A 25,006-nucleotide genomic window follows, 5' to 3' on the forward strand; every position below is an offset into this window, starting at 1 on the left:
ACTGGCCATTTTGGAGCAAATTTATTCACCTTCTTTTTTCTGGTCAGTCCAGAGTAAGCTACCAATTGCAGGTAAAAGTAACACTGCGCCTAACATATTTACTAAAAACATAAAGGTAAGCAGAATTCCCATATCAACTTGGAACTTCAAATCAGAAAAAATCCACGTACTTACACCAATTGCTAACGTAATACCGGTAAATAACACCGCACTACCACGTTCAACTAATGCATTACGATAAGCAATACTCAACGGCACGTTTTGTTTTAACTGCCCCATCATCGATGACAAAATATAAATACCGTAATCAACACCAATACCTACACCCAAAGCAATTACTGGTAAAGTTGAAACAGTTAAACCAATTTCAAGCTGCACCATAAGCGCCTGTGCAAGGGTTGACACTATGTACAAGGGTAACACCACCGCAATAGTTGCTTTTACGCTCTTAAAGCTAAGTAAACATAAAATAATTACTGCACCGTAAACATAGAGCATCATAGGGATTTGCGCGGCTGAAACAGACTCGTTAGTTGCAGCCATTACGCCTACAGGGCCTGATGCTAATTTGAAAGCAAGTTTTTCTGTGCCCTCTTCAACAGCAAATTGTTTTACTTTTGCAATCACGTTATCAATAGTTTGTGCTTTGTGATCGTCTAAAAATATGATCACTGGCATTACTGAACAATCGCCATTGAGTAAGCCAGTGCTTGTTTCAACTCGAGAGGTTGATTGCACTAAACTGGCAGAATTGCGCGGCAAACTTTGCCATTTTAAATTACCCTCGTTATAACCGGCATTAACCGACTGAGCCACTGAACTTAGGCTCACAGCAGATTGTACACCGGCTAAATTTTCAACTTTATATTGAAAACGCGATATACGCTCCATTACATCATGTTCAGTACACGCTGCAGGGTAAGCCTCTACAATGACTTTAAGGATATCAGATGAAATTGTGTATTTGTCCGATATTAAGAAAGTATCTTGGTTGTAACGTGCATCTTGGTGTAAGGATGGTGCTCCCGCATGTAAATCACCAATACGCATTTTATCTGCTTGCCAATAGCCCAGTGCGAATAAAACCAGCGTGAAACCAATAATGATTTTTGCTGTTTTTGGGTCGGTTGCTTTAACTAACAAATCGCGCATAGCATCAAGTATATTCGGTTTGTTGGCATCACCTGATTGAATATGGATGCTGTTTTCAAAGCGCATATATGATGCCCACACTGGCAACAAAATCAGATTAGTAAATATAATCACCGCCACCCCTAAACTCGCAGTAATAGCAAGTTCACGAATAATACCGATATCAATGGTTAAAAGGGTTAAAAAGCCGACCGTATCCGATAACAGCGCAATCCCACCAGGTACGAGTAAAGCTCTAAAGCTTGATTGACAACATACTGATGTAGTTTTGCCCTCAGCAACCTTTTTGCCAATCGCATTAATCATTTGCACACCATGGCTCACACCAATAGCAAAAACTAAAAACGGCACTAAAATAGACATAGGATCAAGCCCAAAGCCTAAACTAGAGAGCAGTCCTAACTGCCAAATTACAGCAATAATTGAACACACAATCGGTAAAATAGTGAGCTTTAAGCTGCCACAAAATAGCCATACCATGACGAATGTAAACGCAATCGCGATGGCAAAAAATAAAACAACCCCTTTTGCACCTTCGGCGATATCGCCGGCCATTTTTGCAAAGCCGATAATATGAATACTAATATCGTCTGTACTGAGCGGCTCACGGATTTCGCTTTCTAACTTCTTTGCAAACGCGAGCGTGTCTAATTTTTCTTGTGTTTGCGGGTCGGTTTCTAATAGTTGCGCAGTCACCATGGCACACGAATAATCGCTTGCTATCATACGACCGACTACTTTGGCCTTTTCAATGTTTTCTTTTACAACGCCTAAGCCCTGCTTGTCTGCTTTAAAGTTGGCTGGAATGATAGGTCCGCCAGCAAAGCCGTCTTCAACAACTTCAACAAAACGAGCGCTGGGTGAAAAAATAGAATTTACTAAAGGACGATTTACCCCTGGAATAAAATAAAGCTGATCATGAACTGCTTTTAATTGGGTAAAAAATTCAGGGTTGAAAATATCACCACTGTCGTCACATACTGAAATTAAAATGCTATTAGCACCACCAAACTGTTTCTCATGCTTGGTGTAAACCTTCATGTATTCATGATTAAGCGGGATATTTTTATTAAATGACGCATCAAGCTGAATGTGTGTGGCTTTAAATACCAATAAACAGGTGATCAACACAAAACTTATGAGTACCACTAAGCGGTGTCTAAAAATCGCTTTTTCTAAAAAATCTAAAATTGCTTGCATTAAGGGGTCAACTCCTTCACTTTAATGCCGTTTTCTGTCGCCATGATAAGTCTATCTTTTACAATCACGCCATCAAGAATCGCTTTACCATCAGCCAATTGCTCGTATGAAAGCACATCATCCTTAAGATGAAAAATAACACCGCTATTAGCCAATAATAGCCATTGTTTATCGTTATAATTAATGATGCTGTTTACAGTAGCTGTTTTATCATTGTCTAAGTGCTGCCACTGCCCGCTGTTAGCCTCATTAACAAAAATATTACCGCGTAGTCCAGCTACAATATCTCTTGATGAATCTGATGCAAAACCAAAAAATGAACCAGGGTAAATTTCATCCAAACGTTGCCATGTTTGACCGTCGTCATCACTTTTTGCCATTAACCCCATCTCACCCACTAGCATTAAACCACTGCTAGTCGGTTCTATGCGGTTAAAATGAGGCAAAATAGACGAGGTTTCTATTTCATAACCTTCAGGATCTGTTTGTTTTAAATCATTTAAATAATCTCTATCTTCACTAAATAATAGCGAATCTAAAAAACGTTTTTGCCAATTTTTTCCGCCATCAGTTGTTTGATAAAACATACCATAGGCACCAACCGCATAGCCATGTAAGTCATCTTTAAAATAAATATCTAAACAGGGTTTATCTAAGCTCGGTTTTGCTTGTTGTAATTGCCAATTTTCACCACCATCGGTGGTATTGATAATTGTGGCGTCATGTCCACATGCCCAGCCATTAGAATCGTTGGTAAATTCAACCGCTGTTAATAATACTTGTGTAGGTACCGATTGCGCTTGTTGCCAGTCACTACCATCAACACTTTTAATCACTGTCCCGTGTTTACCCACAGCAATAAGCCCGGCTGAGGTTTGGGTAATATCGGTAAGGAGTGTTTTATCTGCATTAATTGCGCTAATCGCACTTTGAGGTGCGTCTTGTGCAAAACTCGCACCGCTTAGGATCAGGCTGGCATAGACCAAATACTTCATAAATTAAATTCGCCTTGAACTGAGGATTTGTTTGTCTGTTATAAGGAGGAAAACCTGTGCGTTAATAGACAAACGCGATGTGAAACAAAAAAGGCACCTAGGAAACTAGGTGCCAGCTTTTATACTATCTGCCTGCGCGGCGTAAAGCGCTCGATGTAAACTCATTGTCATTGAATGACTGAGAAAAATCATACATCTTTTCTTGGTTATCTAAACCAATGGCTAAGTAGCGACGTGAGTTAAGATCGTGATACACCTCAAGTGTACTCCACTGCGTCGGTACTTCGTAATAGTTAAGGCCATAAGCCATGGCTACACGATAAAGTTGATCACGATTATCGTAAATATCGGTAACATGCACTTGCCAGCTATCTTCATCGATATAGAACACACGTTTTTTATAAATATGACGGGTGTCATCTTTCAAGTTCGCTTCAACAACCCACACACGGTGTTTTTCGTAACGAGTGTGTTCTGGGTTAATGTGACCAGGCTTTAAAATATCGTCATAAGTTAGCTTGTCGCTGTGAAGCTTGTAGCTATTGTATGGGATATAAAGCTCTTGCTTACCTTTTAGCGTCCAGTTATAACGATTTGGTGAACCATTAAACATATCAAAGTCATCGGTTGTACGTAAGCTATCTGCTGCTGTACCCGGTGCATCATAGGCAACATTAGGCGCACGACGCACACGGCGCTGACCTGAATTGTACGTCCACGCTTGACGCGGCGTTAAAATTTGATCCATGGTTTCATGCACCAATAACGCAGTACCTGCTAAACGAGCAGGCTCAGTTACTTGCTGTTTAAACTTAAACAAGATATTAGAGTCTTGAAGTTCAGCCGGGGTAGCACTTGGATCAGAATATTTAACTAATAACTGCTCATCAAAACCAACATAGTTATATGAACCCGATGCCGTCGGTGCTGCCTGACCGCCAAAACGCTCAATTGATTGACCACGGTAACGAAGTAAATGGTTCCAAATTGCTTCTAAACCCGTTTTAGGGATTGGAAATGGAATACCAATAGCTGTGCTCTTAATACCATTACCGCCTTCAACTAATTCAGCAGTCGTTGCAAACTTTTTAGTTGCATCGTACACAAATTGTGGGAAAGACGCAGAACGGCGTGTTTCATACACTGGCATTTTAAACGTATCTGGGTACGCTTCAAATAATGCTATTTGCCCTGGGCTTAAGTTTTCTTTGTATTTATCAATATTACTTTTATCAATAGTGAATAATACTTTATCGGTTGCATAAGGGTCTAAGTGGTGCATACCCGGTTCATAACCAGCTGGGGCAGAAGTAATACCGCCATTCCATGCTGGGATTGAGCCATCAGCATTCGCTGCTTTTTCTGCGCCAATTGGGCTTAAGTCTTTACCAAGGCGCGCTGCTTCTTCTGGACTAATTTTAGCCAGCGCTGCGTGACTTGCAAACAAACTACAAAACGCTGTAGCAATGAGGGTAGGTTTTTTAATCATAATAATGTTACCCCTAGATAGAATATTTTAAGTTAAAAGAAACGTAATCTCGGTCAGAGAAAGTGTTGGTGTCGCCACCACCCCAAAATGAGTTGTAACTTACATCTAAAGACCATGCATTTTGGTAATTAAAGCTCATAGTAGCACCTAATGACTTACGATCTTCAATGAATAAGAACATTGGGTCCGGCGTATTACCATTTACATCATGCGAAAAAACAAAACGTGGTGAGAAGTTAATACCGTTGTAAAGGTTAAAGTAATCACCTTTAGCAATTAGGCGATAGCCCCACGATGAAGCCGTAGCAAACGATTTTTGCTCAGGGCCATTTGATAACGCCATGTGTAATGCAGAATAATCTGAACTACCTGGGCCTTGCATAATACCGCTTCGACCAGTACCAGACACATTTAAGCGCATTTCATCGTATTCAGGCATATTGTTGATGCGAACACCACCAATTTCACCGACAACTGCCCAACTATCAGCACCTAATGAAGGGCCGAATAAATGCGTTGCAGTAAACTGTAATTGTGACGTATTACGCTCAATATAACCTTTAGCTAGCTCGCCAGGGCCAACCACACTTGCTGCATCGCCTTTACTCATTTGCGAAATACCTGCAAACTCAGGGCGTAAACCAGCAATAGCTAACTGCTCAGGCATGGCTGCGTAAAGTAACTCTACGTCATCGATTTGCAGCGGTTCGTCTTCACGAAAAGTAAACTCACCTGCAAACGCTGTCTCGCCAAGCGAGGTGTTAAAGCTTAAACCGTAAAGTTTAATATCTTCAGGGTACTCGTTAGTTGCTTTAGCAAATGCTTTTAGATCTGATACATTATCAGAGGTAATTTCTGTGGTGGCAATCATCGCTAAATCTTGTTGTATTGATGCTTGCGTGAAGTTAGATACGCGACCCGAAATAAGTGGACGACGGCTATGGTAATTTACATGGTAAAGTGCCACTTCTGTATCGTTCCACTCGGGTAAGAACATGCCTAAACGTAAACCATATTGACCGCCATCATCTGGCTCTGTTTTGCCATCGTAGCCTTTGCCCTTTAGCGCGACCTTGGTCGGGTACGCTAAGTACATATTTGCCAGTAACTCTTGGCCAGCTGCGCTTGATGGATCAATGCCTTGGCTCGCAGCCACTTGGCCATATGTTGCCATCAGGTTATTTAAGCTATTTGTTAAAAACGCTAAATCGATATCAGGGTTTGAGGTAAAGCCTAGCTGTACGTTTTGTTGGTAACCGTTTTCTGCAGCAAAATCATTGGTAGAAAAATAAGTCCCTGCTGCTGGTAGGCGAGTTTCATGCCATTGATACTGATAGAAACCTTCTAAGGTCATATTTTCAGTAAGCCCTAGCGATGCCCATAACATACCAACCGGAATAAACGCTTCTTTTAGTTCAGCACCCGGTGCTTTTAAACGGTCAATATCCACCGGATTTACGTTAATACCATGAGAAATTAACGTACTTTCACCCCAGTTTACTACTTGTTGTCCCAAGCGAATTGACAACGGATTATAACCATCGTTTAAATCAAAGTTGGCCCATACGTAGGCATCAAGTAAACGAAGGTCGGCACAGCTTTGCTCTTTTGTATCATCGTCGTCACAAGGGTCTACGCCTTGCCCTGATGTTGGATTAACATAAGCACGATCGCCGTCCATTAATTCAAAATCATAAAAATACATAAAACGGGTAAATAAACCGTAGTTATCTTTACTTATTGAAAGGTCATGCGTGCCCTTTAATAGTTTGGAGAAAGACTCGCCGCTATTAAAGTTTAAATCACCGGCATCGCCATTGTTCGAGTAAGAGCCTGGTTGTGCCCAGACGTCTTGAGAAGTGTATATCGTATTGAGTGCTGGGTTATAGCCAGTCCAATCGAAAGATGGGTTATTACTTTTACCTATAATGCTAAAGTCACGGTCTTCAACACGAATACTTTGGCCATAAGAAAAAGTAGAATCGAAGGCGACATCAAAACCGCCTACCTCAAATGTTGCAGCCTGTGTCTGTGCTGCAGATAACCCCATAGCCGCAGCTGTTAAGCCGAGTACTATTTTATTTTTAACAAAAAGCGATCTTCTTATCATTTTGGTTCCCCCCTGTCGCGGGTAATTTTTGTGTGATCAAGTTATTGTTTTTAGTGTAATCGTAACGATAGAAGCGAATTAAACAAATTACAAATGGTCGCCTTCAATCAGTTATAAGTTTTTTATTTGTTTAACGTTTACGTATTGGTAAGACGTCATACCAGATAATTTATACACGTAAATTAACAATAGAACAAATCGAAATTAACAAAAAGGCAATATTTGTGTATATCTATATCATAAAAAACAACAGCTAGGCTACTCGTTCGAGACGGATGAACTTGTTTTCATTACTTAAAATAAGTCTAAATCGACCTCGGATCCCTAAACTCGAAATAAAAGGTCGAAGATAATGAGCGGAAAAACGAATTGTTTTACCGCTATCAGCTGTCACTTGGATTGAGCTATACCGCCCATGGTAATAATCCATGCACTTTGTATAGCTCAAATTCATACTAAAATAGTGTTCTATCATGATTTATTGTAAGGCTTTCTCGACCTTTTCAAATAGGTCGTCGCTTAACCCGTCTAAATTAGCTAATCGCTCTAATTGAGCTCTCATTGCAGTTGCACGCGTTTCATCATAACGACGCCACGACATAAACGGCGTTAACATACGAGATGCATTTTGCGGGTTAATCGCATTGAGCTTTATTAATAAATCGCCAAGTAATGTATAGCCCTTGCCATCTAAACGATGAAACTGTGCAGTATTAAAATGAGAAAAACTACCCACTAGTGCACGTACTCGGTTTGGATTTGAAAAATCAAAACAAGGGTGTGTATACAAAGCCTTTATTTTCTCAATAGCATCATCAGCAGAGTTCATTGCTTGCAGGGCAAACCACTTATCCATTACTAATACATCATGTCGCCATTGAGCGTCGAAATGCTCGAGTAATTTATCAGACAATGGATGTGCTGCTTTAACCACACTGCTCAATGCGCCGAGTACATTGGTCATATTTGTTGATGATGCAGCCTGCTCAATTAAATTTGCCGCATCAACACCGTCGGTTTTTGCCAAATAATGTAGGCACAGCTGTTTCAGCGCACGTATTGCTACCGCTTGCGCACTAACACTGCCATCATCGGTAATGGCTTGGTAACAGCTTAAAAATTCTCTGTGCAATTGCGTGGCAATTTGCTGTTCAAATAACTCAATATTAGCCGTTATTTGATCTACCGGTATTATTTCAAATTCAGCAGCTAAGGTATCAAAACTTGGCAACTTCAACAGTTCAGCAACCAGTGCTAAATCGCCCTCACGCTGAGATAACAATCCACGTAGTGCATCAATCACCTCCTCACTCAAAGGGGTCTTACTTGCTGAAGTAACATTGGCTTTAAGAGCGTTAATAAATAACTGCTGTTGTGCATCCCAGCGTGAAAAATCGCTACGCGCAAAACGCATAATATGTAATAAATCCGCTTCACTAATAGATTGATTTAAAATACATGGAGCTGAAAAATCTTCGAGCAATACAGCGGTTGGGTTGCTGTGAATATTATCAAAGTGAAATGTTTGCGAACTTTGCGTTACATCCAGCACATGATCAAGCTGCTTGCCTTGGTACTGTAATGCAATACTCTGCCCTTGAGAGTCTAAAAGCTCAATAGCAAAAGGAATATGTAACATTGCATTGTCAGGCTGATTCGCTGGTGCAAGCTGCTCTACGCTAAGCGAGAATGTTTTCGAAGCTTCATCATACTTTTTAGTTACGTTCAGGCGAGGTGTACCACAATGGTTATACCAACGCTTAAATTGTGATAAATCAATTGATGATGCATCACTCATTGCCGCAACAAAGTCATCGCAGGTAACCGCCTGCCCGTCATGGCGTTCAAAGTACAAAGCCATGCCTTTTTGAAAGTTTTCCTCACCCAACAATGTATGCATCATACGAATAACTTCAGCCCCTTTGTCATACACAGTAACGGTGTAAAAGTTATTCATTTCGATTACTTTTTCTGGGCGTATTGGGTGAGCCATTGGGCCGGCATCTTCGCTAAATTGATGAGTGCGCATCACTTTTACCGCGTCAATTCTATTTAGCGCACGAGAGCCTAAGTCACTACTAAACTCTTGATCTCTAAATACCGTTAAACCTTCTTTTAAAGACAGCTGAAACCAATCACGACAAGTTACACGATTTCCAGTCCAGTTATGAAAGTACTCGTGGCCAACAATAGACTCAATAGTATGATAATCTTTGTCGGTTGCCGTCTCTTGATTCGCCAACACACATTTGCTGTTGAAAATATTTAACCCTTTATTTTCCATTGCTCCCATATTGAAGAAATCAACGGCAACAATCATATAAATATCAAGGTCATACTCTAAATTAAAACGTGACTCATCCCAAGCCATCGCTTTTTTAAGCGACGTCATAGCATGCTCTGTTTTAGGTAAGTTTCCTTTATCGACAAATAACGCTAGGGTTACATCCTTACCACTGCGGGTAGTGTATTTATCGTGTAAAACATCAAAGTCCCCTGCCACTAAAGCAAACAAGTAACTTGGCTTTTTGAATGGGTCTTGCCATTTTACAAAATGACGTCCATCTTGCGTTTCACCGCTATCAACTTGGTTACCATTGGAGAGTAAATGCGCAAATGTCGTATCTGCAATTATGGTGACATCAAAAGTCGAAAGGACATCAGGACGATCCATATAGTAGGTTATTTTTCTAAACCCTTGCGCTTCACATTGAGTACAGTATGCCCCACCCGATAAGTATAAACCTTCAAGTGAAGTATTGGTTTGCGGTGATGTTTGCGTCACTATGCTTAGCTGACATTCATTAGGTAGATTATTAATGATTAATTGCTGATTTATAATTTTATAATCTTTGAGTTCTGCACCCTCTACCGACAAAGAGATCAAAGTTAAGTCTATGCCATCTAATACCAGTGGCGCATTTAAATCGCCAACGCGCTTAAGCGTTAATAAAGCATTTACCTGAGTTTTTAATGGCTGTAAATCAAATGTCAGCTCAGTGTGTTCGATTGAAAAATGAGGGGCTTGGTAGTCTTTTAGGTATTCTGCTTGAGGTTTTTGTAGTTCAGTCATGTTCACTCCAAAAAAATAGCCCCTTTTAATGATAAAAGGAGCTACTTAAATTAAGCCGTTTGTTTAGGTTTGATACGCAGTATCTTAATACCTAAGTAAGCGTAAATAACAGCTAAGAAAGGATTTATAAGGTTAAAGAAAGCATAAAGCGCATAATCAAACGGGTTGATTAGTAGCACACTTTGCATATACGCACCACAGGTGTTCCAGGGTATAAGCGGGCTGGTGATTGTGCCACCGTCCTCTAGCGTACGTGACAAGTTAACAGGCTTTAAACCACGCTTTTTATATTCTTCTTTAAACATCCGCCCAGGTACCACAATAGCAATATACTGATCGGCAGCAATAATATTGGTACCAATACACGTTGCAATGGTAGAGGCGATAAGAGAGCCGGTGCTTTTTGCTATTTTTAAAATACTTTTAACAAAGATATCAAGTAGTCCGGTTTTTTCCATAATCGCACCAAACATGAGTGCAGTCATGATCAACCATGTCGTGGTTAACATGCCAGACATGCCGCCGCCACTCAGTAACGAGTCCATTTTTGCATCGCCCGTGTTAATCGTGAAGCCATCAAAAAAGGTGGTCCAAACCAGTTTAAAGTAACCCACAAACTCGCCCTGAGTCATGTCTATTTGGCTAGCAATTAAGTCCGATTGAAATAACATAGCCCACACAGCGCCGATCACAGCACCAATTGAAATGGCCGGGAACGCTGGCATTTTTCGAATCGCGAGCACGAGTAATACAATTAACGGCACCAACATTTCTAAGCCAATATTAAAGTTTTGCTGAAGAATTGCAGTTATTTGATCTATTTGACCCGACTCACCCGCCGCTGTAGCGTTAAAACCCATGAAAACAAAGATAATTAAAGCAATCACAAAGCTTGGAACCGTTGTCCAAAGCATGTGATGAATATGTTCAAACAAATCAGCACCGGCAACGGCTGGGGCTAAATTGGTTGTTTCGGATAGTGGGCTAAGCTTATCGCCAAAATAAGCGCCTGATATTACGGCGCCAGCGGTAACTGTCGGCTCTAAACCAAGCCCAGAAGCTACACCAAGTAACGCGACACCTATAGTCGCTGCTGTAGTCCATGAACTACCAATACTCATTGCTACAATGCCACAAATTAAACAACTCGCGGCGTAAAACCAGCTAGGATTAATAATTTGTAGGCCGTAATAAATTAACGTTGGTACGGTTCCTGATAATAGCCAGGTTCCGATTAGTGCTCCTACCATGAGTAAGATCAAAATTGCACTAAGAGATAAGGTGATCCCCTCAATCATTGCATCTTCTAATTTTTTCCAGGTGTAGCCATTTTTTAAACCAATTAATGCCGCAGCGAATGTTGCAAACAACAAGGCAATTTGATTTGGTCCTGACGATGAGTCATCACCAAATAAGTACACAGCGGCACCTAATAAACAAATTAATACAGTAATTGGAATGAGTGCATCAAGAAACGAGGCACTTTTAAGTGGTTTTTCTTCAATTGGCTTCAAAATATAGACTCCTACACACATTCGATGCATGTTGATTATTTTTATTAGCACGTACGCGCATTTATTGAGCATGCTTGATCTAGCTCAACTTTTGGTAATCGGCAATTATAACAATTTAGCAAATTATCGATAGTAAAAAAGGCGCCTAAGCGCCTTTTTTTTACCGAGCTAAGCCTTAATTAGCGCTTAGCCATACGACCATATCTAATATAATCTTGCGTTATTAGTGCCGCTTCTTCAAGGAATGGGTCGAGCTCTTCAATCACCTCTGGTACATCGTCAAGGTTTTCTATTGGCTCTTTACCTAAACGTTTTAAACGCTCGTTAGTACGGGCTAATGCGCGTGCCTCGTTTTCTTCTTTTTCTTTAATACGTTTTTTCTCAACTAAAGAAATAGTTTTACGATCTTTTTCTTCGTTGTAACGGGTGATATCTTCAAACACATAATTAAATTCAGGCTCTGTTTTAATTCGCTCATTATGCTGTTTTTCCAGCACACTAATAACAGGATTTAAACGCCCTATTTGCTTATACTGCGCTTGTACTATGCTATCCCATGGTAATGCATTATCTTGTTTACTTTCACCCCATTCTGCAGGATCAATAGCCGATGGGAAGGTAATGTCTGGGATCACCCCTTTATGCTGCGTACTCCCGCCATTAATGCGGTAAAACTTTGCAATCGTATATTGCACACTACCTAAAGGATTATCGTATAAGTCATAAGCACGCGCTAAACCTTTATGCTGTTGCACGGTCCCTTTACCAAAGGTTTGCTCACCAATAATAACGGCTCGACCATAGTCTTGCATTGCTGCGGCAAAGATTTCAGACGCTGATGCACTGTATCTATCAACAAGCACTGTCAGCGGGCCATCATAATAGGTAATGCCATCACGATCTTTTTGTTCTTCAATACGGTTGTTTAAGGTATGAATTTGTACTACTGGACCTTGGTCAAAAAACAGGCCAGATAGCTGAGTCGCTTCATACAAAGAACCACCGCCATTTTGGCGTAAGTCAATAATAATGCCGTCAACATTTTGTTCTTTGAGTTTAGCCAGCTCAACTTTTACATCTTTAGATAAGTTGTTGTAAAAACCTGGTATTTCTATTACACCAATTTTACTGGTTAAATCAGAATAGCTGGCTTCAAAGACTTCTGATTTGGCAGCTCTGTCTTCAAGACGAATTTTATCACGAATAATTTCAACCACTTTTGGCGTACCGTGCGCATCTGCACCTTTAAGGTATTGCAAACGTACTTTAGTGCCTTTGGGGCCTTTTATTAAATCAACCACATCATCTAAACGCCAGCCAATTACATCAACAAATTCTTCGCCATCTTGAGCCACACCAATAATGCGATCATCAGCTTTTATTTGCTCAGATTGATCTGCTGGGCCACCAGGTACTAAACTGCGAATTACCGTGTAGTCCTCATCAGGGGTTAACACCGCCCCAATGCCTTCAAGTTCAAGATCCATATCCATTTTGAACTGTTCTGCACGACGTGGAGATAAGTATGAAGTATGTGCTTCAATACTACGTGCAAGTGAATTCATTACAATTTGAAATGCATCTTCAGATTTTGATTGTACAAGACGCTTCTCTGCGTTTTTATAACGCTTAGTCAACACGTCTTTTATGCCAGGCCAATCTTTACCTGTCATTTTTAAACGTAATGCATCATATTTCACTCGCTCGCGCCAAATTTCATCTAACTCAGCTTGCGTAGTCGCCCATGGTGCATCTTCACGGTCGTAAAAGTATTCGTCTTCTTTGTCAAACGTCATTTCATTTTCAAGTAACGAAAGCGAAAATTCATAACGTTCAAAACGACGTTTAAGGCTTAAGTTGAAAATATCAAACGTAAACCCTAACTTGCCACTAATTAGCGCGTTATCAAAACGCTCACGATATTGCTCAAATGAGTCAATATCGCTTTTTAAAAACACGCTTTTATTAAAATCAAGGGATTCGATATAACGATCAAACACTTTACTTGAAAGTTCATCGTTAAATCGAACAGGTGTGTAGTGCGAACGAGTAAATAGGTTAGCCACTCGCTTACTGGCTGTACCGTGCTGACTTTCTTGCTTTAGCAAAGGTAAGTCTTCTAATGTTACCGGCTCTACTGCAGCAAATAATGAACCTGAAAACAGTGCAGCAACTAACGGAATGAGCGTAAACTTTTTACTCATACACAACTCCTTAATTTTTTCGCAACTTAAATAATGTATAAGCTGTCGGCTTTGGTTTTTACTTGCATACCTGTCACTAATTCAACGTGAACATCGTCTTTGTTTACTTCAGTGATCACTGCATTAACAAGTGCTTGGCCAAGTTTAACCTTAACCTTGTTATTAACCTTGACCTCGCCTGCAGGCAAAGGTTCAACTTTTCCTGAACGCTTAGGTGCAGCGGCTTTTGCAGGTTTTGCTGCAGCCGATGAGTTTTTAGCCGCGTGAGCTGGTTTCTTTTTGAAAGATTTTGCATCTGAATCTTGACGAGGGCGTTGCTGCTTTTTGCGTTTTGCCATTTTGGCGCGGCTTTCTTCCAACGCTTTTTGTGCGTGGTCGATATGCTCTTGCTCAACTTTTTCGCCTTGATTTCCGTCAAGATCGATTCTAAATTCAGATTTAGTAACAGCTTCAAGGTAGCGCCAGTTAGATGTGTATTTTCTAAGTGCTTGACGAACTTGTGTCTTACTTACTTTCTCAGACCCTTCAATGCGCTCAGCGATATCTTTAAAAATACCAACTTTGAGCGGCTGAATACCCTCTTTTTGTTTAAAACATTGTGGAAATTCTTGGTATAAGAACTCCAATACTTCATTAATATCTTTTAGCTTGTTTGTGGTTTCCATTTTAGAACCTATTTAATCACATCTTTTCATCAAGGGCAGAATCAACATAGTGAATACTCCAATCGACTAACTCTTCAAAGTCAGCTTCGATTACAGCCATATCACCACGTAAATGTTCCCAAATACCATTTATAATTTCATCAATTGAATCACAGTCTAAATCATCAGGTAGACGATCCCATGCCATGTGAATCAAATCATTGAGCGTTTCCGCTACATGTTCTTCATCCCCTTCCCAATCACCAACATCTTGAACGGCAAAAAGGTAATCTTGAACATTTAGCAAATCTTTCATTACAGGCTAGCCTCTAAGCATTTTACAAGTGCTTCAAGCCCTGCTTGGTCATCAGTATCAAATCGGCCAATACTTGGGCTATCTATATCTAGCACCGCAAATACAGATCCGTTTTTCATGATAGGTACAACTATCTCAGAATTTGATGCTGCATCACAGGCTATATGACCGTCAAAAGCATGCACATCTGAAATTAACTGGGTTTGCTCGGTTGCCGCAGCAGTGCCACATACCCCTTTCCCTACTGGAATACGAATACAAGCTGGATTGCCTTGAAATGGACCAAGTACCAATTCTGTGGGTGAATCCATAAAATAAAAGCCCGCCCAATTCACATCTTCCAAAGAGGTAAATAACAGCGCGCTTATATTTGCCATATTGGCAATTATGTTTGATTCACCGCCTATCAGCGATTCAGTTTGCTTAACTAATGACTGGTAAAAATCGTGCTTTTGCATACCAAACTACTTCTTATTAAACATACAGTAGCTAAAGGTACTCTTTGTCACTAAAAATTGAAACCTTTTGCGGGTAAAAAAAAGGAAATTACATGGTTTTACGACGCACTTGATTAAATATTCTGCAATTAACTTTGTACCGATTTACGTAGACCGAATAAAAACAGCCCAGCAGTAAACCCTGACATCACACTATTGATTAAAAATATCTCACCTGTGGTGGCGCTCAGTAGGTAACTAAAAATAGCCCCGCCTAGCAAGCCTAGTGTTAATACACCAGAATAATTGACCTTAGAATATTTAAACATAAGTAAATAACCAGGCACAACAAACGCGGCCATGGTTAAGCCTACTATGTGCGCGTTAGCAATAGCCGTCATTAATAACCCTAAAAAAATAGAGACGGCATCACCACGCATTGTCAATGCATAGTAAATCCCTAACATACTGCCAATAATAACAGGAGATAATAATGAAAGTGCGACGCTTTTTGCGAGTTGATGTTTCATTGTAAGATCCTTAACACAAACGTAAATCTTTAATTTCTTAGCATGCACTAACCGCCGTAGCTTATAAATAGAGACTATGGTCGTATTTTTTAACTAAATATACTTGGCTTTGAAAAAGGTATAGCGAAAATGAGGCACAAAAAAGCCCGCAAAAAGCGGGCTTATCTGATAATGGTGGAGAGATAGGGATTTGAACCCTAGAGGGGCTATAAACCCCTGCCGGTTTTCAAGACCGGTGCATTCGACCACTCTGCCATCTCTCCGAAAGTGCATAAATTACCAGTAAGAGTGTACTTGTAATTATTTTAATTAGGTGGTGGAGAGATAGGGATTTGAACCCTAGAGGGGCTATAAACCCCTGCCGGTTTTCAAGACCGGTGCATTCGACCACTCTGCCATCTCTCCGCACGGCCTGAATAATAGGGAAACCCATGGGCTTTGTGAAGCTTTTTTTTCATTTATTTGTTCAAGTGATTAAAAAACAACTAATTTGTTTAAACATAAAGCAATAAGAGTAAATCCTAACCGGCGAATGAACTTTTATTTAAATTTAGTTGTCTATTGATCTACAAAGGTTTGCCCAAACATATAAGAGTTGGTAATCTAATTTTAGTTAAATTACAGGAACTACTTAGTTTCACTTACAGGAGCTCTACAATGGCGTTTAATCAATCGTACAATACTGCAAAGCCGGTAATGTCGACCATTGAAACAAACAAGGTGCTTAAAAACACTTATTTTTTACTTGCAATGACACTTGCATTTAGTGCAGTCACTGCCGGTATTTCAATGGCACTGCAATTACCTTATTTTATGGGACTTGTATTTACACTTGTCTCATTTGGTCTGCTTTTTGTTGTTAACAAAAAAGCAGATACAGCATCTGGCGTATTTTGGGTGTTCGCGTTTACAGGATTAATGGGCGCCGGTTTAGGCCCACTACTTAATCACTACGCACAATTACCTAATGGCCCGATGCTAATTATGCAAGCGCTAGGTTCTACGGCGTTAATTTTCTTTGGTTTATCTGCTTATGCACTTAACACTAAAAAAGACTTCTCATTCATGGGTGGTTTTTTAACTGTCGGTTTAATTGTGGTTATTGTGGCAAGTATTGTAAATATTTTCCTAGGTAGCTCGTTAATGTTTATGGTACTAAACGCAGCAGTGGTATTAATTATGTCTGGCCTGATTTTGTTCGACACAAGCAGAATCATTAATGGTGGCGAAACAAATTATATCCGTGCAACCGTATCTTTATACCTAAGTGTATATAACCTATTTACGTCATTACTTGCCTTACTTGGCGCAAATAATGACTAATTAAATAGTTCTGTTAAAATAGCCCCTTTATTGGGGCTTTTTTATTGGAATAGTTTTGGCACGCTTTGTACTTTCTTTACATACTCCACCATCAGATCACGATACCACACAACGTATTGTTAAATTTGCTCATGCCTGCCTAGCGCAAGGACATAGCGTTGATGCGTTATTCTTATACCAAGATGGTATTTATCACGCTTCAACTCATTTTGAGCTCGCCTCAGATGAGTTAAACCCTCCCTCACTTTGGCATCAGCTCGCAGAAAAAAACATAAAGCTTATGCTATGCGTTACTGCGGCTGAAAAGCGTGGCTTAGACATAAAAAATACTGGCGAATTTGCTGTGGCAGGTTTAGCTGAATTTGCCATGCTGGCCAGTGAAGCGGATAAATGGATACAATTTAAATGATTAATGTACTCGTAATTAGTCAATCAAGTCCATTTGATGACATGCACATCCGCGATGCACTTGATATGACCCTTATTTTTGCTGCCGTTGATCAAAATATTAGCTGGTTGTTTAGTGGTCCAGCCGTGTTAGCGCTGAAAAAAAACCAAAATCCAAATACCTTAGGCATCAAAGATTTTTTCAAAAACATTAAAACGTTAGAAATTTATGATGTTGAAAATATTTACGTCTGTGAGAAATCACTGATTGATTATGGTTTAAGTAAAAGTGAACTGCTCATTGAAGCAAACATAGTAAACTTTAACGCCCAAAAACAGCTAATTCACAATCAGCAGCATGTGGTGACCCTATGAGCACTTTACATATTTTTTCAAAACCACTGAATTACTACAGTACCCACAGCTTAGACAACCTGATTATGCTCACAGACAGTGTGTTACTCGTGGGTGATGCTTGCTTTGCGAAAGGGCAATACAGACAATTTGCTGACTCACTTTATATTTTAAAAGATGATGCAGACGCTCGCGATGTATCTTTAAATTTGAATGATAAAGCAATTAGCTATGATGAGTTCGTTACGCTTAGTTTATCATCTAAACAATCAATTACTTGGTGATCCATGCTGGAATTTAATAATCAAACAATAGACACTGATAAGCAAGGTTACCTGCTAGATCATACTAAGTGGTCAAAAGAGTTGGCCAATGTTATTGCAGAACAAGAAAACATTACGTTAACTGAGCAACACTGGGAAGTTGTGAATTTTGTGCGCGCGTTTTATCTTGAATACAATACCAGCCCAGCCATTAGAATGTTAGTCAAAGCCATGGCTAAAGCACTTGGTGAAGATAAAGGCAATAGCATGTACTTATACAAGCTTTTTCCTAAAGGGCCGGCCAAACAAGCGACGAAAATAGCGGGTTTACCTAAACCTGCACGGTGTATTTAATGAAACACAAATCTGAACATTCGCCCTCTTCAAAGGGCAAACGTAATACAGGTCGTACTTATTCTCGAACTGGTATTAATAAAAGTACAATAAAAAGGCCAATAAAGCCGCCAATAGCGCAAAGTGATAAAAAAGTCATTTTATTTAATAAACCCTATGATGTGCTTTGTCAGTTTACTGATGATAAAAATAGACAAACATTGGCTGATTTTATTCCCATAAAGGATGTTTACGCAGCAGGTCGTTTAGATAGAGACAGCGAAGGCTTGTTGTTATTAACAAACTGCGGCAAGTTACAAAACACGCTCACAGCGCCTGGTAAAAAAACCAACAAAACTTATTGGGTTCAAGTCGAGGGGATCCCAACACAAGCATCTATTGATGCTTTAAATAAAGGTGTTGAACTCAAAGATGGCATTACCTTACCCGCTAAGGTAACTTTAATGGATGAACCAACACTTTGGCCTCGGACACCGCCGGTACGAGAACGTAAATCAATACCAACCTCATGGTTGAGTATAACTATTAACGAAGGTAGAAACCGTCAAGTTAGACGAATGACAGCTCATGTTGGCCACCCTACTTTGCGTTTAATTCGCTACAGTATCGGTAAATACACGCTTGAGGGAATAAATAGCGGCGAATTCAAAGAAATTGATAATTAACCATCAACTTGTATTAATTATCTGTAGCTAAAGCAATACAATTTCTTCCTTGTTTTTTCGCGTAATAAAGTGCGCTGTCTGCTTGTTTAAAAAATTGCGCATGATCGCTATAGTGATCATGCTCTATGGTATTTATCCCCATACTGACAGACAATAGTCCTGTGAAGCTGTCTTTGTGGGGAATGGCCAATTTTTCAATCGATTTTTGTATTTGTTCGGCAATAAATAATGCCCCTTGCTTACCTGTTTGAGGTAACAGCACGACAAACTCTTCTCCTCCGAATCGCGCTACAAAATCTTCTGGCCTGCAGACGGTTTCAGCTAATTTTTGCGCAACTTGAAATAAACATTTATCTCCTTCGAGATGACCATATCGGTCGTTATACTTTTTAAAATTATCGATATCAATAATGATCATCGAAAGCTCACGATGCTCGTTCGATAACTTGTTAAATTCAGACGTTAGTTTTTCATCAAAGCGCCGCCTGTTGGCTATTTTAGTGAGTGAGTCTAAAAACGCCATATCACTGAGTATTTCTTGAGTTTTTAAACGCTCAGTAGCATCGTTGAATATAGCAATAAATTCTCCTTCAACACTGATACCAGAAACTTGCATCACAATTTCACTGCCATCTTTACAAGAAATCCTGTAATCATTAGCTGGAATATCATCATTATTTTGATTGGCTTGCTCAAGTGACTCCTGCCATAACGTTTGTGCAAATGTTCTGTAATCTTTTTCAGGGTAGGCTAATTTCCACCAAACATTAAGATTAGGTACGTCTTGTAACGTGTAACCAAACACATCAATAAAACGTTGGTTCACTTTTAAAATATCACCAGTTACCATACAAACATCACATACCGGTAAGGGTAGAATCGTGAATAACCGCGCATAATGACTCAACTCATGCTTGCGCATAGGGTGTTGGGTAGTGCTTATAACATTATAGTCTTGTTCTTTGTTTTCACGTTCAAGCGATACATTCATTGAAGCGACAAAATGCCACTCTACCCACCATTTCTCTAACTGGCTTAAAATTGCCTTTTGTGATGATTTTAAAGAGCCTAAAGAGGATTCTATAAGCCTAAACAGCTCAACAATCGGATTAGGCTCTTGATAAAGATAGGGAGCTGGCACAGTTATAATGTCATAAAATAACTTATAAGCTGATTCTTTGAATTGCTGTAGTGAATAATCGTCTTCAAAAGTAAGATTTGACACCGTTTTTTCGGACGCATCCAGCACAAATGACTTAACCAAATGTGATTGCGAGGCGTAATTCATATATTCATTCCATTGATTATATTTTAGGTTATTTAAGTATTTACGTATTTACGTATTTACGTATTTACGTATTTAGATACTAATTAAGATATGGTAGGTAATCTCAAATGTAAAGTTTTGTTAATGAAGAATAGCGTTACATAATTAAATACGACAAAAGCAACTTACAAAGTATGAAGTCATCAATATAATCCATCCCTTTTCATTAGCCTAAAAATGAGTAAATTACACACCAAACTACGCCTTACTAACCATTGGATGGAAAAAGTTACAACAAAATCTATTCAATCCCCCATCCTCTCTTTAAGCACCAACAAAATACATGCTATAATCGCGGCCTTTCCAAGTTAACAGTAATCTGTATAAGCGAAATTATTCATGAGCGAAAATAGTCACATTAAAGTCATCGTTGGTATGTCCGGCGGTGTTGATTCTTCTGTATCTGCATATTTATTAAAACAGCAAGGCTACCAAGTAGAAGGCTTGTTTATGAAGAACTGGGAAGAAGATGACAATGATGAATATTGCGCTGCTGCTGAAGATTTAAAAGATGCACAAGCTGTATGTGACAAGTTAGGCATTGAACTTCATACCGTTAATTTTGCTGCTGAATACTGGGATAATGTATTTGAATACTTTTTAGCAGAATACAAAGCGGGTCGTACACCCAACCCAGATATAATGTGTAATAAAGAAATAAAATTTAAAGCGTTTTTAGAGTTTGCTGCGCAAGCACTTGGTGCTGATTTTATTGCAACTGGTCACTATGTGCGCCGAGAGCTACGCGATGACAAATACGTAATGTGCCGAGGCCTAGACGATAACAAAGATCAAAGCTACTTTTTGTATACACTAAGCCATGAGCATATTGCGCAAACACTATTTCCTGTCGGAGATATTGCCAAACCAGAAGTACGCCGCATTGCTGAAGAACAGGATTTAATTACCCATGATAAAAAAGACAGCACCGGCATTTGTTTCATTGGCGAGCGTAAATTCAAAGATTTTCTGCAAAAGTTTTTGCCTGCACAACCTGGAGTAATTGAAGACACCGATGGTAACAATGTAGGTGAGCATGAAGGCTTGATGTATCACACCCTTGGCCAGCGTAAAGGTTTATTAATTGGTGGCATGAAAGAAGGCTCGGGCGAACCATGGTATGTGGTAGATAAAGATTTAGAGCGTAATGTTCTTGTTGTTGGTCAAGGTAAAGATCACCCTCGCCTATATAGTAACGGCCTTAATGCTAACCAATTACACTGGGTAGATCGTATTGGCCCGCAAGGCACCACTCGCTGCACCGTTAAAACTCGCTACCGTCAAGAAGACTTGAGCTGTACATTGCTCGTTGGCGAAGATGGTATGGCACGCGTGTTGTTTGATGAACCGCAAAAAGCCGTTACCCCAGGACAATCCGCCGTATTTTACGCTGATGAAGTCTGCTTAGGTGGTGGCATTATTGATTCGGTGATTAAGTAATGAATCAACATCAAGTCATGGCACTTGCTGCCATGTGTCAAGTAGCTAAACAAGTACAAAAGGTTGCTCAATACGGTCGTTGTGATGAGCACGATTTTTCGACGTTGTTATCAAGTATTGTGCAAACCTCACCCGCCTCCCCTGAGGATGTATACCAAGGCACACAAAATTTGCGTGATGGCTATAAAACATTAATGGCACAACTGAGTGCCGGTGCTCAAAAAGATGTTGAAATAGTTAAATACGTGGGGGGCTTGATGCAGTTAGAACGAGCCCTTAGCGCCAACAGTAAAAGTCTCAATGAATTAGGTAAACGTATTGATGATATTCATCGTCGTTTAGATCATTTTGCTATTACCGATGACAGTGTTGTTGCCGGTTTAGCAGATATATACTCGTCGGTGCTAAGCCCCCTTGGGCACCGAATCCAGGTTTATGGTAAACCCGAGTTATTAAAACAGCAACTCACTCAAAACAAAATCCGTGCGTTACTTTTAGCCGGTATTCGTAGTGCAGTGTTATGGCGACAAATGGGCGGCAAACGTCGTCATTTCTTTTTTGCAAAAAGAAAAATTCTCGCCATTGCTAAAACAAAAATTTAATTATCGTTCAAACTAAAATTTAGGAGTTATTATGGAGCTTTCAGCGTTAACGGCTATCTCTCCGGTTGATGGTCGCTACGGCAGCAAAACCACTGAACTACGCAGTATTTTTAGCGAATTTGGGTTAATCAAATACCGTGTAACCGTTGAAGTGCGTTGGTTGCAAGCGTTAGCTGCAGCAAGCGATATAACAGAAGTCCCAGCTTTAAGCGAGCAAGCAAACGGACTATTAAATGCTATCGTCGATAACTTCTGTGAAGCCGATGCGCAGCGTGTTAAAGACATTGAACGCACTACTAACCATGATGTAAAAGCTGTTGAATATCTACTAAAAGAAAAAGTAGCTGATAACGCTGAATTACATGCCATTAATGAATTTATTCACTTTGCATGTACCTCTGAAGATATCAACAATTTATCTCACGGTTTAATGTTAAGTGAAGCCCGTAACAATGTTATTTTACCTTATTGCGATGAGCTATTAAGCGCAATTAAAGAAAAAGCTATTGAATACAAAGCCATTCCAATGATGACACGTACGCATGGGCAACCTGCTACCCCATCAACAATGGGTAAAGAGTTTGCAAACGTATACATGCGTTTAAAACGTCAACGTGACCAAATTGCACAAGTAGAAATGTTAGGCAAAGTAAATGGTGCTGTAGGTAACTACAATGCTCACCTAAGTGCTTACCCTGATTACGACTGGCATACTCACGCAGATAAATTTGTAACTAGCCTAGGTTTAACACTTAACCCGTTTACTACACAAATTGAACCGCATGACTATATTGCAGAGCTATTTGATGCAATTGCGCGTTTTAATACTATATTGCTAGATTTTGACCGCGACATGTGGGGCTACATTGCGCTTAATCACTTTAAGCAAAAAACCATTGCCGGTGAAATTGGCTCATCAACTATGCCTCATAAAGTGAACCCAATTGATTTCGAAAACTCAGAAGGTAACTTAGGCTTAGCCAATGCTATCTTTGGTCATTTAGCACAAAAACTACCGGTTTCTCGCTGGCAACGTGATTTAACTGACTCAACTGTATTACGTAATTTAGGTGTTGGTATGGGTTATACTGTTATTGCATACCAATCAACACTTAAAGGTGTGAGCAAACTGGAAGTTAACGAGCAACGTTTAGCTGATGAGCTTGATCAAAACTGGGAGCTACTAGCAGAGCCAATTCAAACGGTAATGCGTAAATATGGTATTGAAAAGCCATATGAAAAGCTTAAAGATTTAACCCGTGGTAAACGTGTAAATCAAGAAATAATGGCTGATTTTATTGATGGTTTAGAATTACCAGACGCCGCAAAAGCAGAAATGAAAAAGCTAACACCTGCCAACTACATTGGTCGTGCTGTTGAGTTTATTGATGATTTAATTTAATAAATCAATACGACTAATAAAAAGCGAAAGGTCTCTGCCTTTCGCTTTTTTGTCATTTGGCTCTTAACGTTATAGGCATTCTATGTATCAACTAAAAATAAATGAATTATCTGAGCAAGCGTTTTTAAATCAATACTGGCAAAAAAAGCCACTATTAATCAAAGGAGGTTTTAGTGACTTTAAAGACCCTCTTGATGCCAATGAACTGGCAGGCCTTGCCATGGAAGACAGCATAGAGTCGCGTATTATTACCAACCATAATCAGCAATGGCAATCCCACCAAGGACCATTTGAAGATTTTGAAATACTCACCGATGAGCATGCTACTTTATTAGTGCAAGCAGTCGATCATTGGCACCCAGAAGCCGCCCAATTACTTGAGCCATTTCGATTTATTCCTAACTGGCGAATAGATGATTTGATGATTAGCTACTCAACCCCTGGCGGCGGTGTTGGCCCACACTTAGACCAATATGATGTATTTATTATTCAAGGAGAAGGCAAACGCCATTGGCGTGTAGGCTTACCTGATGCCTCTTTAAAGCAATTTGCTCAAAATAAAAGCTTGCTACAAGTTGAAGCTTTCACTGCAGTGATTGATTGCGTTTTAGAGCCAGGTGACATTTTGTACATACCACCAGGTTGCCCTCATGAAGGCTATGCAATTGAAAATGCTTTAAATTACTCAGTCGGATTTAGAGCTCCTAACCAACAAGATCTCCTGTCTAGTTTTGCAGATCATATTATTGACACAGAGAGTGGCCAAAAACGGTATACGGATCATACCCTCACTCTTCGAGATTCAAAAGGTGAGCTTACACAAAGCGAAGTCGATAAAGTCAAAACATTAATGCAGGCTTTAATAGAAAACGACAGCTTATTTAAAAATTGGTTAGGAAACACTTTAAGTCAACCTAAGCACGATATGGATTTAGCGCCCGAAGAAACGCCGTTTAGTTCCGCTGAAATTATGCAACAACTTGAAAGTGATATGACATTTGAACGTCTTGGTGGCACGCGCGCAATTTACCAATATATGGAGAGTGAGCTGCTTTTAAGTGTTAATGGCGAAAACTACCCTTTACCGTTATCTGATTTAAAGGCTGTAAAACAGCTAACTAATTTTATTGAATTTGATACCAACACGTTAAATTCAACCACACCTAGCCTAGATTTTATCGAAACTTTTACTACACTGGTTAATGAGGGTATTTGGTTTAGCTAG

The 25,006-nt window shown here is 39.7% G+C and carries 23 protein-coding genes and 2 tRNA genes; 10 read left to right on the forward strand and 15 right to left on the reverse strand.

Translation table 11 applies throughout. The features are described 5' to 3' along the window. Positions 1 to 21: 21 nt before the first annotated feature. The 14 genes from B1F84_RS07905 to B1F84_RS07970 form a co-directional block, all read right to left on the reverse strand. The gene (locus B1F84_RS07905; protein ID WP_033103387.1) at positions 22 to 2,352 is read right to left on the reverse strand and encodes an MMPL family transporter; all 2,331 of its coding nucleotides are present in this window, start codon (positions 2,350 to 2,352) and stop codon (positions 22 to 24) included. Continuing rightward, entirely contained in the window at positions 2,352 to 3,347 is a 996-nt protein-coding gene (locus B1F84_RS07910) for a YCF48-related protein (protein WP_131691090.1), read from the reverse strand. The genes B1F84_RS07905 and B1F84_RS07910 overlap by 1 nt, the downstream gene beginning before the upstream one ends. 124 nt (positions 3,348 to 3,471) lie before the next feature. Next, complete coding sequence (locus tag B1F84_RS07915; RefSeq protein ID WP_131691091.1) at positions 3,472 to 4,836, reverse strand: DUF1329 domain-containing protein; 1,365 nt, start codon at positions 4,834 to 4,836, stop codon at positions 3,472 to 3,474. 13 nt (positions 4,837 to 4,849) lie between these two features. After that, positions 4,850 to 6,946 carry a DUF1302 domain-containing protein gene (locus B1F84_RS07920; protein WP_131691092.1) on the reverse strand — a complete coding sequence of 699 codons (2,097 nt, stop codon included), beginning with the start codon at positions 6,944 to 6,946 and terminating at the stop codon, positions 4,850 to 4,852. Positions 6,947 to 7,199: 253 nt separating this feature from the next. Continuing rightward, positions 7,200 to 7,421, reverse strand: coding sequence for a DUF2835 domain-containing protein (locus B1F84_RS07925; protein ID WP_010390154.1), 222 nt, complete (start codon positions 7,419 to 7,421; stop codon positions 7,200 to 7,202). 3 nt (positions 7,422 to 7,424) lie between these two features. Then, positions 7,425 to 10,019: an aminopeptidase N gene (gene pepN, locus B1F84_RS07930; RefSeq protein ID WP_131691093.1), complete on the reverse strand. Its 2,595-nt coding sequence runs from the start codon at positions 10,017 to 10,019 to the stop codon at positions 7,425 to 7,427. Positions 10,020 to 10,069: 50 nt separating this feature from the next. Then, positions 10,070 to 11,533 (reverse strand): Na+/H+ antiporter NhaC, encoded by a 1,464-nt coding sequence (gene nhaC / locus B1F84_RS07935; protein WP_175611392.1) that lies wholly within the window; start codon positions 11,531 to 11,533, stop codon positions 10,070 to 10,072. 179 nt (positions 11,534 to 11,712) lie between these two features. Beyond that, on the reverse strand, positions 11,713 to 13,737 hold the full coding sequence (gene prc, locus B1F84_RS07940; RefSeq protein WP_131691094.1) for a carboxy terminal-processing peptidase: 2,025 nt from the start codon (positions 13,735 to 13,737) through the stop codon (positions 11,713 to 11,715). Positions 13,738 to 13,763: 26 nt separating this feature from the next. Further along, positions 13,764 to 14,402, reverse strand: a complete 639-nt coding sequence (proQ, locus tag B1F84_RS07945; protein WP_131691095.1) for an RNA chaperone ProQ — start codon at positions 14,400 to 14,402, stop codon at positions 13,764 to 13,766. A 16-nt stretch (positions 14,403 to 14,418) separates the two neighbouring features. Then, positions 14,419 to 14,697: a hypothetical protein gene (locus B1F84_RS07950; protein ID WP_076918642.1), complete on the reverse strand. Its 279-nt coding sequence runs from the start codon at positions 14,695 to 14,697 to the stop codon at positions 14,419 to 14,421. Next, a complete protein-coding gene (locus B1F84_RS07955; RefSeq protein WP_033103380.1) occupies positions 14,697 to 15,155 on the reverse strand; it encodes a GAF domain-containing protein in 459 nt (152 codons plus the stop codon). The genes B1F84_RS07950 and B1F84_RS07955 overlap by 1 nt, the downstream gene beginning before the upstream one ends. A 128-nt stretch (positions 15,156 to 15,283) precedes the next feature. Continuing rightward, positions 15,284 to 15,664, reverse strand: a complete 381-nt coding sequence (locus B1F84_RS07960; RefSeq protein ID WP_131691096.1) for a hypothetical protein — start codon at positions 15,662 to 15,664, stop codon at positions 15,284 to 15,286. A gap of 172 nt (positions 15,665 to 15,836) precedes the next feature. Continuing rightward, positions 15,837 to 15,927 (reverse strand) — tRNA-Ser (locus B1F84_RS07965). Positions 15,928 to 15,978: 51 nt separating this feature from the next. Next, positions 15,979 to 16,069 (reverse strand) — tRNA-Ser (locus B1F84_RS07970). 252 nt (positions 16,070 to 16,321) lie between these two features. Here B1F84_RS07970 and B1F84_RS07975 point away from each other — a divergent pair. Genes B1F84_RS07975 through B1F84_RS08000 form a run of 6 tightly spaced genes read left to right on the forward strand, consistent with a single transcriptional unit; the run spans position 16,322 to position 19,010 of the window. After that, complete coding sequence (locus B1F84_RS07975) at positions 16,322 to 16,987, forward strand: Bax inhibitor-1/YccA family protein (protein ID WP_008112034.1); 666 nt, start codon at positions 16,322 to 16,324, stop codon at positions 16,985 to 16,987. A gap of 55 nt (positions 16,988 to 17,042) precedes the next feature. Further along, positions 17,043 to 17,396 carry a sulfurtransferase complex subunit TusD gene (gene tusD / locus B1F84_RS07980; protein WP_076918641.1) on the forward strand — a complete coding sequence of 118 codons (354 nt, stop codon included), beginning with the start codon at positions 17,043 to 17,045 and terminating at the stop codon, positions 17,394 to 17,396. Further along, positions 17,393 to 17,749 (forward strand): sulfurtransferase complex subunit TusC, encoded by a 357-nt coding sequence (tusC, locus tag B1F84_RS07985; protein WP_131691097.1) that lies wholly within the window; start codon positions 17,393 to 17,395, stop codon positions 17,747 to 17,749. The genes tusD and tusC overlap by 4 nt, the downstream gene beginning before the upstream one ends. Beyond that, positions 17,746 to 18,012, forward strand: a complete 267-nt coding sequence (locus tag B1F84_RS07990; RefSeq protein WP_131691098.1) for a DsrH/TusB family sulfur metabolism protein — start codon at positions 17,746 to 17,748, stop codon at positions 18,010 to 18,012. Before tusC ends, B1F84_RS07990 begins: the two co-directional genes overlap by 4 nt. 3 nt (positions 18,013 to 18,015) lie before the next feature. Continuing rightward, the gene (locus B1F84_RS07995; protein ID WP_131691099.1) at positions 18,016 to 18,345 is read left to right on the forward strand and encodes a TusE/DsrC/DsvC family sulfur relay protein; all 330 of its coding nucleotides are present in this window, start codon (positions 18,016 to 18,018) and stop codon (positions 18,343 to 18,345) included. After that, positions 18,345 to 19,010, forward strand: coding sequence for a pseudouridine synthase (locus tag B1F84_RS08000; RefSeq protein ID WP_131691100.1), 666 nt, complete (start codon positions 18,345 to 18,347; stop codon positions 19,008 to 19,010). Before B1F84_RS07995 ends, B1F84_RS08000 begins: the two co-directional genes overlap by 1 nt. Positions 19,011 to 19,023: 13 nt before the next feature. On the opposite strand, the gene B1F84_RS08005 is transcribed toward B1F84_RS08000, so the two are convergent. Then, entirely contained in the window at positions 19,024 to 20,298 is a 1,275-nt protein-coding gene (locus B1F84_RS08005; protein WP_131691101.1) for a diguanylate cyclase, read from the reverse strand. Between the two features lie 378 nt (positions 20,299 to 20,676). Here B1F84_RS08005 and mnmA point away from each other — a divergent pair, with 378 nt between their 5' ends. From mnmA to B1F84_RS08025, 4 genes are all read left to right on the forward strand, one after another. Continuing rightward, positions 20,677 to 21,777, forward strand: coding sequence for a tRNA 2-thiouridine(34) synthase MnmA (gene mnmA, locus B1F84_RS08010; RefSeq protein WP_131691102.1), 1,101 nt, complete (start codon positions 20,677 to 20,679; stop codon positions 21,775 to 21,777). Further along, complete coding sequence (gene hflD / locus B1F84_RS08015) at positions 21,777 to 22,379, forward strand: high frequency lysogenization protein HflD (protein WP_131691103.1); 603 nt, start codon at positions 21,777 to 21,779, stop codon at positions 22,377 to 22,379. The genes mnmA and hflD overlap by 1 nt, the downstream gene beginning before the upstream one ends. A gap of 31 nt (positions 22,380 to 22,410) precedes the next feature. Next, on the forward strand, positions 22,411 to 23,781 hold the full coding sequence (gene purB / locus B1F84_RS08020; protein WP_131691104.1) for an adenylosuccinate lyase: 1,371 nt from the start codon (positions 22,411 to 22,413) through the stop codon (positions 23,779 to 23,781). An 82-nt stretch (positions 23,782 to 23,863) separates the two neighbouring features. Next, the gene (locus B1F84_RS08025) at positions 23,864 to 25,006 is read left to right on the forward strand and encodes a cupin domain-containing protein (protein ID WP_131691105.1); all 1,143 of its coding nucleotides are present in this window, start codon (positions 23,864 to 23,866) and stop codon (positions 25,004 to 25,006) included.

The sequence above is a fragment of the Pseudoalteromonas sp. DL-6 genome (assembly GCF_004328665.1).
Classification (GTDB): domain Bacteria; phylum Pseudomonadota; class Gammaproteobacteria; order Enterobacterales; family Alteromonadaceae; genus Pseudoalteromonas.